14 protein-coding genes are annotated in these 13,362 nt (G+C 43.3%); 11 read left to right on the top strand and 3 right to left on the bottom strand.

All coding sequences use genetic code 11. The features are described from left to right. Positions 1 to 143 precede the first annotated feature (143 nt). Entirely contained in the window at positions 144 to 1,157 is a 1,014-nt protein-coding gene (locus DYU05_RS03080) for a threonine aldolase family protein (RefSeq protein ID WP_317127848.1), read from the top strand. Between the two features lie 58 nt (positions 1,158 to 1,215). Here the strand turns inward: DYU05_RS03080 and DYU05_RS03085 are convergent, their stop codons facing one another. Then, positions 1,216 to 1,662 (bottom strand): GNAT family N-acetyltransferase, encoded by a 447-nt coding sequence (locus DYU05_RS03085; protein WP_117381513.1) that lies wholly within the window; start codon positions 1,660 to 1,662, stop codon positions 1,216 to 1,218. 121 nt (positions 1,663 to 1,783) lie between these two features. Here DYU05_RS03085 and DYU05_RS03090 point away from each other — a divergent pair, with 121 nt between their 5' ends. Genes DYU05_RS03090 through DYU05_RS03100 form a run of 3 tightly spaced genes read left to right on the top strand, consistent with a single transcriptional unit; the run spans position 1,784 to position 4,677 of the window. Further along, complete coding sequence (locus DYU05_RS03090) at positions 1,784 to 2,869, top strand: DNA topoisomerase IB (RefSeq protein WP_117381515.1); 1,086 nt, start codon at positions 1,784 to 1,786, stop codon at positions 2,867 to 2,869. A 42-nt stretch (positions 2,870 to 2,911) separates the two neighbouring features. After that, positions 2,912 to 3,268 carry a dihydroneopterin aldolase gene (folB, locus tag DYU05_RS03095; protein ID WP_117381517.1) on the top strand — a complete coding sequence of 119 codons (357 nt, stop codon included), beginning with the start codon at positions 2,912 to 2,914 and terminating at the stop codon, positions 3,266 to 3,268. 11 nt (positions 3,269 to 3,279) lie between these two features. Next, the gene (locus DYU05_RS03100) at positions 3,280 to 4,677 is read left to right on the top strand and encodes an FAD-binding oxidoreductase (RefSeq protein ID WP_117381518.1); all 1,398 of its coding nucleotides are present in this window, start codon (positions 3,280 to 3,282) and stop codon (positions 4,675 to 4,677) included. 5 nt (positions 4,678 to 4,682) lie between these two features. Here DYU05_RS03100 and DYU05_RS03105 read toward each other — a convergent pair whose 3' ends face one another. Next, the gene (locus tag DYU05_RS03105) at positions 4,683 to 5,129 is read right to left on the bottom strand and encodes an acyl-CoA thioesterase (protein ID WP_117381519.1); all 447 of its coding nucleotides are present in this window, start codon (positions 5,127 to 5,129) and stop codon (positions 4,683 to 4,685) included. A 134-nt stretch (positions 5,130 to 5,263) separates the two neighbouring features. On the opposite strand from DYU05_RS03105, the gene DYU05_RS03110 reads away from it, so the two are divergent. Together DYU05_RS03110 and DYU05_RS03115 are read left to right on the top strand one after the other, a co-directional pair. Further along, entirely contained in the window at positions 5,264 to 5,701 is a 438-nt protein-coding gene (locus DYU05_RS03110) for an Hsp20/alpha crystallin family protein (RefSeq protein ID WP_117381520.1), read from the top strand. Between the two features lie 111 nt (positions 5,702 to 5,812). Further along, a complete protein-coding gene (locus DYU05_RS03115) occupies positions 5,813 to 6,385 on the top strand; it encodes a hypothetical protein (protein ID WP_117381521.1) in 573 nt (190 codons plus the stop codon). Between the two features lie 50 nt (positions 6,386 to 6,435). On the opposite strand, the gene DYU05_RS03120 is transcribed toward DYU05_RS03115, so the two are convergent. Next, positions 6,436 to 6,927: a YajQ family cyclic di-GMP-binding protein gene (locus tag DYU05_RS03120; protein WP_117382935.1), complete on the bottom strand. Its 492-nt coding sequence runs from the start codon at positions 6,925 to 6,927 to the stop codon at positions 6,436 to 6,438. A 140-nt stretch (positions 6,928 to 7,067) separates the two neighbouring features. On the opposite strand from DYU05_RS03120, the gene ppk1 reads away from it, so the two are divergent. The 5 genes from ppk1 (at position 7,068) to DYU05_RS03145 (ending at position 13,360) form a co-directional block, all read left to right on the top strand. Continuing rightward, positions 7,068 to 9,122 (top strand): polyphosphate kinase 1, encoded by a 2,055-nt coding sequence (gene ppk1 / locus DYU05_RS03125; protein ID WP_117381522.1) that lies wholly within the window; start codon positions 7,068 to 7,070, stop codon positions 9,120 to 9,122. Further along, on the top strand, positions 9,119 to 10,006 hold the full coding sequence (locus tag DYU05_RS03130; protein WP_117381523.1) for a Ppx/GppA phosphatase family protein: 888 nt from the start codon (positions 9,119 to 9,121) through the stop codon (positions 10,004 to 10,006). Before ppk1 ends, DYU05_RS03130 begins: the two co-directional genes overlap by 4 nt. Positions 10,007 to 10,163: 157 nt before the next feature. Continuing rightward, positions 10,164 to 10,730, top strand: a complete 567-nt coding sequence (locus DYU05_RS03135) for a UbiX family flavin prenyltransferase (protein WP_117381524.1) — start codon at positions 10,164 to 10,166, stop codon at positions 10,728 to 10,730. 120 nt (positions 10,731 to 10,850) lie between these two features. Then, positions 10,851 to 12,170 carry a tRNA (N(6)-L-threonylcarbamoyladenosine(37)-C(2))-methylthiotransferase MtaB gene (mtaB, locus tag DYU05_RS03140; protein WP_117381525.1) on the top strand — a complete coding sequence of 440 codons (1,320 nt, stop codon included), beginning with the start codon at positions 10,851 to 10,853 and terminating at the stop codon, positions 12,168 to 12,170. A gap of 29 nt (positions 12,171 to 12,199) precedes the next feature. Next, positions 12,200 to 13,360 (top strand): prolipoprotein diacylglyceryl transferase, encoded by a 1,161-nt coding sequence (locus DYU05_RS03145; protein ID WP_117381526.1) that lies wholly within the window; start codon positions 12,200 to 12,202, stop codon positions 13,358 to 13,360. The last annotated feature ends 2 nt before the right edge of the window (positions 13,361 to 13,362 follow it).

The raw sequence follows: 13,362 nt of genomic DNA on the forward strand, positions 1-13,362 counted from the left end.
TGTATGTTGTCTGCTTCAATTAACGCAAAGTACAACTGTTTATTTCTGGGTTTGATTGTAACACCAAAAAGACAAACAAACAATCATACTTTTCGCTCAAGATTTAGATATTTGATGTTCAAAAATAATAGAAATAACGCAATATGATGACTGTTGATCTGCGCAGCGATACCGTTACTAAGCCCACACCCGGTATGCTGGAAGCCATGTGGAGCGCGAAGGTTGGTGACGACGTTTTTGGTGAAGATGAAACTGTAAATGCGCTGGAGCAAAAGGCCGCGGAGATGTTCGGTATGGAAGCGGCGATTTTTTGCCCTTCGGGTACCATGACCAACCAGATAGCGATTAAATGTTTTACCAATCCGCTGGACGAACTTATTGCCGACCAAACCGCTCACGTGTACCGTTACGAGGGTGGAGGCATAGCGTTCAATTCGGCCGTTTCTACCCGGTTGCTTAATGGCTACAGGGGTATTATCACTGCAGAAATGATAGAGCCCGAGATTAACTCGCAAAACATACACTACCCTAATACAAGCCTTGTGGTGCTGGAAAATACAGTGAATAAAGGCGGGGGCAGCTGTTACACATTGGACCAGATAAAACCCATAGCGCAGCTTTGCCATGATCGTGATCTGAAGTTGCACCTGGATGGCGCACGTATATTCAATGCCCTGGCCCACACTGGCGACAAGGCCAGTGATTACGGTAAGTACTTCAATGGTATATCTGTTTGTTTGTCTAAAGGCTTGGGCGCTCCCGTAGGCTCAGTATTTTTAGCTGATAAAAAGACCATTGCTTATGCGCGGCGAATACGCAAGGTGTTGGGCGGAGGTATGCGGCAGGCAGGCTTTTTAGCTGCTGCAGCTATTTACGCGTTAGACCATCATGTGGAGCGTTTAAAGATAGACCACAAACATGCGCAAATAATAGGTGAGGAGCTGAGTAAACAAAGTTGGGTAACTAATGTGGTACCGGTCGAAACTAATATTGTTTTGTTTGATACCGCAGCGCCTGCTGAGGGTATATTAGCTAAATTGGAAGCCAAAGGAATAAAGGCCAACACCACAGATACGCACCGCATACGTTTTGTAACCCACCTGGATGTCCACCCTGATCAGGTAGAATACGTGATCTCGCAATTAGCGGGCATATAAGACTGGTTCAAATCACAAGAAGTCCGGACTTGAAAGCTGCAACTTTCATCCGGGCTTTTCATTTGCTATCGGGCTGATGGCTCCACAGCCATACCATGCCATCTTCTTCGTCTTCAAAACTGCTTGTAAATGCAAAACCGTTCTTCTTTAGAATGCGTGATGAATAGTTATCCTGCGCAAGCGTGTGTGCTATAATGCTTACCGAAGGATCTGTAAGTAAAGCAAGTTCAACAAGTTTTTGGCAAATGCGGGTGCCTACGCCTTTTTGCTGATGCGTAGGGAAGGTACCGTAAGCAATTTCAACGCGGCCGTTTACAGGTGGCCCTTTGTAGCCGGCGCAACCAATTAGCTCTCCATTTTCGGTAGCATAATAGCATATCCAGGGCGGTGTAAAGCCAGATCGCGAGTAGAAATTAATAGATTCCTGCAACGATTCTGCACATTCAGGATAATTCAGTAAGCCGGCGTTTGCCTCTATTGTGAGTGCTACTGGGATAAATTGCATTCGGGGTGTTGATGTTACTAAAGATAGTGTAAATACATCACCTACACAAAGTATTAATAAGCGTCAAAGGAGTACGTAAGCCAGTAAAACTTATAACGTTATCAGATGTTGTAAACTCCAGATGAATCGTCTTCTCAAAAAGTTAGAAAAAATTGGCCGCGACCCAAAGATCACCGCGAAAGCGGTAGGCCTGCGTTATGTTTCAGATTCGACACCTGGTTATACCCGAAAGAAATCAGGCAAAGGCTGGAGTTATTACGATTCCCAGGGTGATTTAGTAAAAGATAAAGAAATCATCCAACGTTTTAACAAGCTGGTGATCCCGCCGGCATATACCAGCGTTTGGATATCTCCTTACGAGAACGGGCACCTGCAGTTTACCGGCACAGATGCGGCCGGCCGTAAACAATATCGGTATCACCCATATTGGAACAAAATTCGCAACCAAAGTAAATACCACCGTTTGCAAACGTTCGCCGCACATCTGCCGGCTATCCGCCAGCAGGTCGATCATGACCTTGCCCGCCGCAATCTTGATCATGAAAAGGTTGTAGCACTTGTTGTGAGGCTAATGGAGCTCACGAGCATACGCGTAGGTAACGAATCTTATAAAAAGCTGTACGGATCTTTCGGGCTCACCACGCTGATGGATAAGCACGTTAAGATCGAAGGCTCACAGATCAACTTTGAATTTAAGGGTAAGAAGGGCGTCTTCCACAAAATAGCGCTGCAAAGTAAAAAGCTGGCCAAGCTGGTGAAACAATGCAGGGACATCCCTGGCAAGGAGCTTTTTCAGTACTATAATGAAGAGGGGCAACGCTGCACAATTGGTTCTGGCGACATCAACCACTATTTAAAAGAGATCACCGGTGAAGATTTTACCGCAAAGGATTTCCGTACATGGGCGGGCAGCGTTAGCGCGTTATATGCATTTAAATCAGTTGGTGAATATAACAACCAGTCGGAATGCCGCAAGAAGATCGTAAGCGTTCTGGACGAAGTTGCTATAAACCTGGGCAATACGCGTACGGTTTGCAAGAAATACTATGTGCATCCTACGGTAATAAAAAGCTACGAAGAAGGTACACTATTTAAGTACATCAGTGAGCTTGATGAGGAAAAGGATGTAAAAGCATCAGAGCTGAATACGGCGGAAAAAGCCCTGCTCAACATCTTAGAGAATGAGAAACTTGCCGAGGCGAGTTAAATTCTATTCCGTATTCCTGTAAACAATATTTACTTTTGGCTAATGGTTAAAGTAGCTTTAGAAGGAGCGGAGTTTTTCGCGTACCACGGCTTTTACCCCGAAGAGCAGCTTTTGGGGACCCGCTTCATTGTTGATATCGATGTGGTATTTGATAATGCTTATGATTTCAATGACGATAAAATAGCCAACACCGTCAATTACGAGGAGCTTTACAATCTCGCTAAAGCCGAAATGGCGCATACCCGTAAGCTCATAGAAACAGTTGCGCAATCCATCATCGATGCCGTTATCGCACGGCACAATTTTGTGAAAACATCATCTGTTACTATCAGAAAAGCAAACCCGGCCCTTGGTGGTCCGGTAAAGAACTCCGTGGTGACTATCAGCTACGCGAAATAGTTTACAAGTACATGATCTACAATAAAATAACTGAACAGCTACTGCAGGAAATAACAGCAATTGTTGGTGCAGATGCTGTGCTCACCTCTGAGGCAGAGATACAGGATTACAGCCACGATGAGACTGAGGACCTGATTTATTTCCCGGAAGTAGTGGTAAAGCCTAAAACGGTGGAAGCAGTATCTGCTTTGATGCGGCTTTGTAACGACAACCTTATCCCGGTAACGCCCCGCGGAGCCGGTACGGGCCTGGCAGGCGGCGCGTTGGCGGTTAACGGCGGTTTGCTGATCTCAATGGAGCGGTTCAATAAGATTATTGATATTGATGAAGCTAACCTGCAGGCTATTGTAGAGCCAGGTGTAATTACAGAAATTTTTATAAATGCGGCTGCCGAAAAAGGCCTGCTGTACCCGGTGGACCCCGCAAGCAAGGGCAGTTGCTTTATTGGCGGCAACGTTGCCAACTGTAGTGGCGGACCCAGGGTTGTAAAATATGGTACCATCCGCGAGTATATGCTAAACCTGGAGGTAGTGCTGCCGAACGGAGATGTTATCTGGACAGGTGCCAACACGCTTAAATATGCATCTGGTTATAACCTCACCCAGCTGCTGATAGGCAGCGAAGGTACTTTAGGCATAGTGACTAAAATAGTAACTAAACTGATACCAAAACCAACTCAGGATGCACTGATGCTGGCGTCGTTCGCCACTAACGAAGATGCCTGTGCGGCTGTTTCAGCCATATTCAGGGCAGGTATAGTTCCATCTGCACTGGAGTTTATGGAACGTCGTGGGATAGAGTGGGTGATAGAACATGACGGGCTCACGTTCGACCTGAAGGATGGTGTGGAAGCTTTCTTGCTGATAGAAGCTGACGGCTCCGACCTAGACTCAATCTTTGCAGATTGCGAAAAGATAAACGGTGTGTTGGAGCAGTACAATTGCCAGGATGTACTTTTTGCCGATTCATCCGCGCAAAAAGAAGAACTATGGCGCATCAGGCGTACCATGGCAGTCTCAGTAAAGTCTAACTCGGTTTATAAGGAGGAAGATACGGTTGTACCCCGCGCCGCCTTGCCAAAGCTCATCAACGGCATAAAGGCTATAGGTAGTAAATACGGGTTCTCATCAGTTTGCTATGGTCACGCCGGCGATGGTAACCTGCACGTAAACATCATTAAAGCAGGTATGTGCGATGAAGACTGGAACAGTAAGCTTAAAGATGGTATTACCGAAATATTCGAGCTAACGGTAGCTCTCGGCGGAACACTCTCAGGAGAGCACGGCATCGGCCTGGTTCAAAAAGATTTTATGCCCCTTAAGTACTCGCCGGTACACTTTGCCATATGGAAAGGAATCAAAAGCGTTTTTGATCCAAATGGGATTTTAAATCCCGGAAAGATATTTTAAGCAGATTAATTCGTATTCAGGATCAATCTGGGCTCATCATAGGCTATCATCTTGCTCCGGCCATCTTTAGGAATTGGAACAGATTTGTTTGCCGAGTAATCATAACTAATGCAGACTGTTTTACAAGTAGTGCATATCTCTTCGCCATCATCAGTAACCTTAACTAAAACGTGCATAACATCAAAGCTGCTGTTACCTATACGCACCACTCTTACGTAGCACATTATCTTATCTTCAATAGTTACGGGCTTTAAGTAGTTGATTTCCGATCTGCCTACAATTATCCCGGTAGTTTTGGTGTCCCAACCTGCCACATTCCTGAAATAGCTGATACGTGCCACCTCAAAATAGGTAAGATATATGGCGTTGTTAACGTGACCTACAGAATCAATATCCGAAAACCGGATGTGAATAGGAGTTTTGTACTTGTAATCTGATAGTTTTTCAGCCATTTTAAGACACTTTGTCTGTAGGTGTGATTTATTCCGGACACATTGGCGTGAATTGCTTCACTAAATGCCATTGGTATATCGCTTGATATAATGGTTACGAAGTTAATAAAACAAAAACTCAGGAGGATATAAAAATGACACTAGTAAAATTCAACAACGGTTTAAAAAGCAATACTAATCCGTTTTTCACAGATGTATTCGAATCATTTTTAAACGATTCTTTCATTAGCGACAAACTGGTTACCCGCGTTCCTGCTGTTAACATCGCAGAAAACGATGGTGAGTTCCATATTGAACTGGCGGTACCAGGCTTAAAGAAAGAAGATTTCAAAATTAGCCTTGACAAAAATGTGTTAAGCATTTCAGCTGAAAAGAAGTCTGAAAACAACGAAGAAACTAAAAAGTACAGCAAACGCGAATACAGCTACAACTCGTTTGTACGCTCATTCACTTTGCCAGAAACAGCCGATTATTCAAAAATAGAAGCTGACTATACCGACGGTATATTAAAGCTTACCGTTGCAAAAAGAGAAGAAGCTAAATTTCAGTCACGCGAAATAGCTATTAAATAATTAAAGTGTGTTTTCATAAGTTTGGTTTAGTTGAAGGCCGCCCAGCAATGGGCGGTTTTTTTTTGGAACTATTTGAAAATTTTCGTGTTGAGTACCATATAACCAGCATGTATGAAGAAATCACAATTAGTATTTTTAGCGGCAGGACTGTTGTTTTTTGCCGCTTGCAAAGGCTCCGGTAGCTCAGCCGACAAGAAAGACAGTTTATCAACTTCCGAAAGCCAGACCAAGCCTGTAAATGGTGCGGCAGACACAAACGTTGTGTCAACAACTCAGTATCAGATTACCAAGCCGGAAGGTTGGAAAAAGTCAGAGAGAACCGCCGGTAAATTTACCCTACTGATCATTGCAGGTCCAAAAGATGGTGATTTTTCGCCAAATATGAATGTCCTGGCAGATGATATGAAAGGAAAAACGATGGCCGAATATATCGACTTTAACTTAAAGCAGATGGAAGCCATGAAGATACAGAACCTGAAAACTGAAGATATAGAGGCAGCTGGTTTAAAAGGTAAAAAGCTAACTTACTCTTATCAATATGGAGGCCGCGACATTGCGATTAACTCGTACATACTTCCCAAAGACAACACAGCATATGTACTGACCGCTTCTTCGCTTACATCTCAGGTTGGTAAGTATCAGCCACTTTTTGAATCAGCAGTTCAAAGCTTTAAGCTATTATAATAAAGCTGGCAGTGTCTCCGGCAATTAAGGGACACCGCCAGTATTTACTACTAAGCTCTCATATTAATATATTGCAGCGGCTGGCCAAAATCTTCTGTACGGCACAAGCTTATTACAGCCTGTAAATCGTCAATTTTTTTAGCTGTAACACGTACCTGGTCGTTCATGATAGAAGCTTCAACTTTAAGTTTACTGTCCTTTATCTTTTTAACAACTTTCTTTGCAACTTCCTTATCAATACCTTCTTTAACCTTGATCTCCTTACGTATCATGTTGCCTGACGCATATTCCTCTTTTCCAAAATCCAGCGCTTTCGGGTCAAGTCCTTGTTTCATCATTCGGCTGATGATAGAGTCCTGAATAGCTTTAAGGCGCATATCATTTTCGGTAACTACGGTAAGCTCATTTGTTTTCTTGTCCAGCTCTATCGAGCTTTTAGAACCGTTAAAGTCGTAACGATTCAATATTTCCTTTTTAGCGGTGTTAATTGCGTTATCAAGCGTTTGTCCGTCTATCTTGCTTACAATGTCAAATGATGGCATAACTGGTGGTTTTTGTGCAAAGCTAATGTAAGTTTTGTATTCCACCATAAACTATAGTACGGGTAAATGGTTTACCTGCTTTACACACGTTACAATTTCTTAATATTACCTTAATAAATAAATAAGCAGATTTGTGCTTTATGGATACTAAAAACCTTCCACTTGTAAATAGGGAAATAAGCTGGCTATACTTCAACGACCGGGTGTTGCAGGAAGCTGCCGACCCAACAGTACCGCTTATAGAACGTGTGAAGTTTTTAGCTATTTTCTCTTCTAATCTTGATGAGTTTTACCGCGTACGTGTAGCCACGCTTAGCCGCCTGGCCAACCTCAATGAAAAAGCAAAAGAAATATTAGGTTACAACCCTAAAAAATTGCTTAGTCAGATTAAAAACATAGTAATAAAGCAGGAAAAGAAGTTTAACAACTTATATGAGAATATCATAGTTAAAGAACTTGCCGAAGAAAGAATATTCCTGTTAAATGACAAGCAACTGAATGTTATCCGCGGTGAGTTTGTGAAGGAGTTTTTTAGGGATAAACTACTCTCAACACTTGTTCCGATTATGCTGGATGATGAGTTACCATTTCCTGAACTACGCGACCGCGCCATTTATTTTTTTGTAAAACTTACCCGCGGACGTAAATGCCGCTATGCGCTGATAGAGATACCCGACAATCTTTCACGGTTTTTGGTTCTACCAGACACCAATAAGCTGAAATTTATCATCCTGCTGGACGACATCATCAGGTATAGCCTCGAAGATATATTTTTCATTTTTGAGCACGACAGCATAGAGGCATATTCGATACAGCTTACCCGTGATGCCGAACTTGACCTGGATAAAGAAGTTAGCGAGAAGTTTATTGATTCGCTTGCAAAAAGCCTGCAGAAACGACGTAAAGGCAAACCTATGCGGTTACTTTACGATACTGCAATACCGCCTGATATGTTATCTTATCTGGTAAAAAAAATGAGATTGCAGGGCGAAAATCTTATTCCCGGAAACAGGTACCACAATTTTAAAAATTTTATCAACTTCCCCAACGTAGGTCGTCCGGAGCTAGAATATTCCAAAACACGCCCGTTGCCGGTGGATGGATTGATGTTTGGCAAAAGCCTTATGAGCATGGTGGCCAAACGCGACTACCTCATCAGCACACCATACCAGTCTTTTGATTACATTATACATTTCCTTCGTGAAGCGGCTATCGATCCAAAGGTTAAGGAGATCAGCATAACGGTTTACCGGCTGGCAGAGAACTCAAAAATTATTTACGCGCTGATAAATGCTGCCAAGAACGGAAAAAAGGTAAACTGCCTGGTAGAGCTGCGCGCCCGGTTTGACGAACAGAACAACATTTATTGGAGCAACAGGCTGGAAGAAGAGGGGGTAAATGTATTGTATGGTATAGACGGGTATAAAGTGCACTCTAAAATATGCTTGGTACAGCGGATGGAAAAAGGCAAACCGGCTTATTACGGTTGTTTGTCTACCGGGAACTTTAACGAAAAAACTGCGCGCATCTACGCGGATCATACGCTGCTTACATCAAACAAAAAGATCACGGCAGATATGGTAGCTGTGTTTAGGGCATTAAACAAGCTCACCCTCCCTAAAGATCTTAAAAGCCTGATTGTATCACCGATTGACTCACGACCTGCAATTTACAGGTTGATAGACACGGAGATTAGAAACGCAAAAGCAGGTAAAAAGGCATACATGATTTTTAAGATGAATAGCCTTGCCGATGAGCAAATGATAGCTAAGCTTTATCAGGCCAGCAATGCAGGGGTGAAAATAAAAATGATCGTTCGCGGAATGTGCTGCCTTATTCCCGGAGTAAAAGGATTTAGTGAGAACATTGAAGTAATAAGCATTGTAGATAAATTTCTGGAACACGCTCGTGTGCACATTTACTGCAACGGAGGAGATGAACTGATTTACCTTACCTCGGCCGACTTCATGACCCGTAACATAGACAACCGTGTAGAGGTTGGTTTCCCTATTTACGATCCAACGTTAAAGAAAGAGGTGCGCGACATAATAGATATACAACTGCGCGACAATACCAAGGCCAGGGAACTTACCGGAACCAGCGCTAATAAATATCACAAAACTAATGCAGAGGCCCTTACAAGGTCGCAAATAGATATATACAATTACCTGAAACTTAAAAACGCAACAACTTGAAATACGCTGCAATTGACATAGGATCTAACGCGGTTAGGCTGCTGATAGCAAATATTATAGAGAACAACGGTTCGTACTCGTTTAAAAAGAACACCCTGGTACGTGTGCCGGTGCGCCTTGGTGATGACGCATTTTTGAATGGCCGCATTTCGGTAAAGAAAGCCGATGACCTGGTAAAGACCATGCAGGCGTTTGCAAACTTAATGGACGTTTTTAAAGTGGAGCACTACATGGCTTGCGCAACGTCCGCCATGAGAGAAGCAGGTAATGGAAGTGAGGTTGTAGACAGAATAAAGGAGGAGAGTGGAATAGGGATAGAGATTGTTGAAGGGGAGAAGGAAGCCAGAATTATATCTGCCAGCCATGCAGAAGTAAATATTGATAAGGATAAAACATACCTGTATATAGATGTAGGCGGTGGCAGTACCGAATTATCGCTGTTCTCCAAAGGGGAGCTGCTTGCTTCTCAATCATTCAATTTAGGAACCATTCGTATACTGGACAACCAGGATAAAGAAGAGACCTGGAATGAAATGCGCGAGTTTTTACGAGAACACACACGTCATCACAGGAACATTTTTGGCATAGGTACAGGTGGCAACATCAACAAGCTTTACAAGTTATCCGGCGAGAAAGATGATGCGCCGCTTACTTATCTTAAACTGAAGTCGCTATACAATTATCTTGATTCATTTTCGATGAAGGACCGCATCAACGTATTAGGGCTTAACCAGGACCGTGCGGATGTTATAATACCGGCTTGCGAGATTTACCTAACTGTACTTAAATGCGCTAATATAAAGAATATGTATGTGCCAACAGTGGGTATGGTAGATGGAATTATACAGACTTTGATTGAAAAAAATTTAAGTACAAAAGCTTAAAAATTTTTTAACAAATAGTTTATAAATACAAAAACTGTTTTTATATTTGTTGTGCCCGCTCAAAGGGCATGTTTTTCATAGGTAGATGTAGGGTCGAGTACGAGTTATTCGACCCTTTTTTGTGCACTAACTTTTCTTCCGTACGTTTGTTGCCAAGATGATGAGAAAAATTGTAGTTGCAGTTACCGGTGCCAGTGGATCTATTTATGCTAAATTGTTGTTAGACAAGCTGCAGCAGCTACACCAACAGGTGGCAGAAGTGGGTGTAGTAATGTCTGATAATGCAAAGCAGGTGTGGGAGTTTGAATTAGATAATACCGCTTACAGCAATTACCCCTTTAAATTCTATGCCAAGAGCGACTTTATGGCTCCGTTTGCCTCCGGCTCGGCAAGATTTGACACTATGGTCGTAGTTCCATGCTCTATGGGAACACTGGGCCGCATCGCCTCAGGCGTGTCGGACGACCTGATAACCAGGGCAGCCGACGTAATTCTGAAAGAACGCAGGCGTTTGATACTGGTTGCACGAGATACCCCTCTCAATCTCATCCATATACGAAACATGCAAACGGTGACAGAAGCCGGCGGTATAATTTGCCCGGCTGTACCATCATACTACAGCAAACCCAAGACCATAGAAGATGTCGCGCTCACCGTTGTAAATCGTGTAATCGATCTTATTGGTCTGGAAAATGACAGTTACCGCTGGAGCGAAGATAACTAAGCACAGATGCTCGACGGGTAGTAAGCTGTTTGATCTTGAAGAACCGATTGTTGAAGCAAAGTCGCTTTTGGCTTTGGTCTTTAAGCTTTCAGCACAAATACTTATCTTTGCGGCCTGAAAATGAACAAGAAGGTTGCTTTTTATACACTTGGCTGCAAGCTAAATTACTCTGAGACATCGTCTATCGGGCGCATGTTTAACGAGGCTGGCTTTCAAACAGTTGATTTTACTAATACCCCGGATGTTTATGTTATAAACACCTGTTCTGTAACCGAAAATGCTGACAAGAAATGCAGGAAGATTGTTAAAGAAGCGCTTAAAATATCCCCTAATGCACATGTGACCATTGTGGGTTGCTATGCCCAATTGAAACCTGCCGAAATATCAAATATACCCGGTGTAGATATGGTATTGGGTGCTGCAGAAAAGTTCAGGATAGTAGAGTTTCTTACCGACTTAACTAAGAATCCTAAAACAGTTGTTTACAATCAGCCGGTAACACAAGCCAATGAATTTATTCCATCCTTTTCTATTGGCGACCGTACACGTACCTTCTTAAAAGTGCAGGATGGCTGCGACTATAGCTGTTCTTTTTGCACTATACCTTTAGCACGTGGCGCAAGCCGCAGCGATACCATTGAGCATGCTGTAGCGCAAGCTTATGAAATTGCAGCTTCTGGGGTGAAGGAGATTGTTTTGACCGGAGTTAACCTGGGAGATTTTGGTATCCGCAATGGCAACCGTGAAGACCGTTTTTTTGATCTCGTAAAAGCCCTTGACGAGGTTGAAGGCATAGACCGCATTCGTATATCATCAATAGAACCAAACCTGCTTAGCGACGAGATAATAGAGTTTGTATCAACGTCAAAAAAGTTTGTGCCTCACTTTCATATTCCGCTTCAATCCGGGTCAGACAAGATCTTGGGCCTTATGCGCAGGCGTTACAAAAGAGAGCTGTACGCAAGCCGTGTAGCGAAGATAAAAAAAGTAATGCCGGATTGCTGTATTGGTGTGGATGTTATTGTGGGTTTCCCCGGCGAAACAAGAGAGGACTTTGTAGATACTTACAACTTCCTTAACAACTTAGATGTATCCTATCTGCACGTTTTTACTTACTCTGAAAGAGACAATACACTTGCTGCCGGGATGACTGGTACAGTGCCGGGATCAACCCGTGCCGACAGAAGCAAAATGCTGCACATCCTGAGCGATAAGAAACGCCGCGCGTTCTATGAAGGCCAGCTCAATAAAAGCGATGAAGTGCTTTTTGAAGGCGACATAAAGGACGGCTTTATGCATGGCTTTACACGCAACTATGTAAAGGTAAAAGCCAAGTACGATCCTGTACTGGTTAACGAACTTAAGACAGTTCACTTAACGCAAATATCACCCGACGGTGATGTTGAAATAACCGAAAGCGCGGAAATATTAGCGCATTAAAACTATATTCGCCGTTATAATTACCTGCTATGTTTCCAACGCTCACCTCGCTTATAGAATATCTAACCGGCCTGCACTTACCGCTTCCTATACAAACATTTGGGTTTTTTGTAGCTATTGCCTTTATGGGTGCTTATTGGGCCTTTACACAGGAGTTTAAACGCAAAGAAGAAGCAGGATACATTCGCACATTTAAAAAGACCATTACTGTAGGCGCTCCCGTATCTGCCGCAGAACTGATAGGCAATGGTTTGTTCGGCTTTATATTTGGTTATAAAGTTGTAGATGCCGCCTTACACTACAACGAAATGATCAACGATTCGCAGGCGTTTCTGTTGTCTCTTCGCGGTAACTGGATAGGGGGCATTTTACTTGGTGCGGGTATGGCGTATTGGGCTTATTACGAAAACAAGAAACAAGTATTGCCTAAGCCGGAACAGCAGGAGGTTACCGTTCATCCATATGAACTGATGGGCAACATTTTGCTATGGGCAGCTATCTGGGGGTTTGCGGGTGCGAAATTGTTTAACGCGCTCGAGAACTGGGGCGAGTTTATGCGCGACCCTGTCGGCATGCTTATCGGTTTTAGTGGTTTAACTTTCTACGGCGGACTGATCTGCGGCGGTGCTGCAGTATTATATATAGCTAATAAGCATGGTGTAAGGCCTTTGGATATGCTTGATATTGGCGCTGCAGGTATGATGCTTGCTTACGGCCTTGGCCGTATTGGCTGCCAAATGGCCGGCGACGGAGATTGGGGCATACCTAACCTTAAACCAAAACCAAGCTGGTTTAGCTGGGCGCCCGACTGGATGTGGTCATTCAGCTATCCGCATAACGTAAACGAGTCTGACCCTGGGAATCATATTCCTGGTTGTGTAGGGAAGTTTTGTAATCAGCTAACGTTGCCTGTATATCCAACGCCATTTTATGAATGTGTGGTTTGCTTGTTATTATTCCTGTTTATCTGGTCTATCCGCAAAAAGGTTAAAGCATCAGGCGCGCTGTTTGGTATATACATGATATTGGCCGGTATAGAGCGCTTTATGGTAGAACTGATACGTGTAAATACCCGTTACAATGTTGGTGGCCTGTCGTTCACCCAAGCAGAACTTATATCTGTAATTATGGTATTAGGCGGTACTGCCTTAATTTACTTTGGCAACCAGCGGTACAAAACCATAAGGTAGCT

This window comes from Mucilaginibacter terrenus (assembly GCF_003432065.1).
GTDB lineage: Bacteria > Bacteroidota > Bacteroidia > Sphingobacteriales > Sphingobacteriaceae > Mucilaginibacter > Mucilaginibacter terrenus.

Bases quoted from the DNA above. Each gene is read 5' to 3' on its own strand.
- DYU05_RS03080 (WP_317127848.1), top strand. From the start codon at position 144: ATGATGACTGTTGATCTGCGCAGCGATACCGTTACTAAGCCCACACCC.
- DYU05_RS03085 (WP_117381513.1), bottom strand. From the start codon at position 1,662: ATGCAATTTATCCCAGTAGCACTCACAATAGAGGCAAACGCCGGCTTA.
- DYU05_RS03090 (WP_117381515.1), top strand. From the start codon at position 1,784: ATGAATCGTCTTCTCAAAAAGTTAGAAAAAATTGGCCGCGACCCAAAG.
- folB (WP_117381517.1), top strand. From the start codon at position 2,912: ATGGTTAAAGTAGCTTTAGAAGGAGCGGAGTTTTTCGCGTACCACGGC.
- DYU05_RS03100 (WP_117381518.1), top strand. From the start codon at position 3,280: ATGATCTACAATAAAATAACTGAACAGCTACTGCAGGAAATAACAGCA.
- DYU05_RS03105 (WP_117381519.1), bottom strand. From the start codon at position 5,129: ATGGCTGAAAAACTATCAGATTACAAGTACAAAACTCCTATTCACATC.
- DYU05_RS03110 (WP_117381520.1), top strand. From the start codon at position 5,264: ATGACACTAGTAAAATTCAACAACGGTTTAAAAAGCAATACTAATCCG.
- DYU05_RS03115 (WP_117381521.1), top strand. From the start codon at position 5,813: ATGAAGAAATCACAATTAGTATTTTTAGCGGCAGGACTGTTGTTTTTT.
- DYU05_RS03120 (WP_117382935.1), bottom strand. From the start codon at position 6,927: ATGCCATCATTTGACATTGTAAGCAAGATAGACGGACAAACGCTTGAT.
- ppk1 (WP_117381522.1), top strand. From the start codon at position 7,068: ATGGATACTAAAAACCTTCCACTTGTAAATAGGGAAATAAGCTGGCTA.
- DYU05_RS03135 (WP_117381524.1), top strand. From the start codon at position 10,164: ATGATGAGAAAAATTGTAGTTGCAGTTACCGGTGCCAGTGGATCTATT.
- mtaB (WP_117381525.1), top strand. From the start codon at position 10,851: ATGAACAAGAAGGTTGCTTTTTATACACTTGGCTGCAAGCTAAATTAC.
- DYU05_RS03145 (WP_117381526.1), top strand. From the start codon at position 12,200: ATGTTTCCAACGCTCACCTCGCTTATAGAATATCTAACCGGCCTGCAC.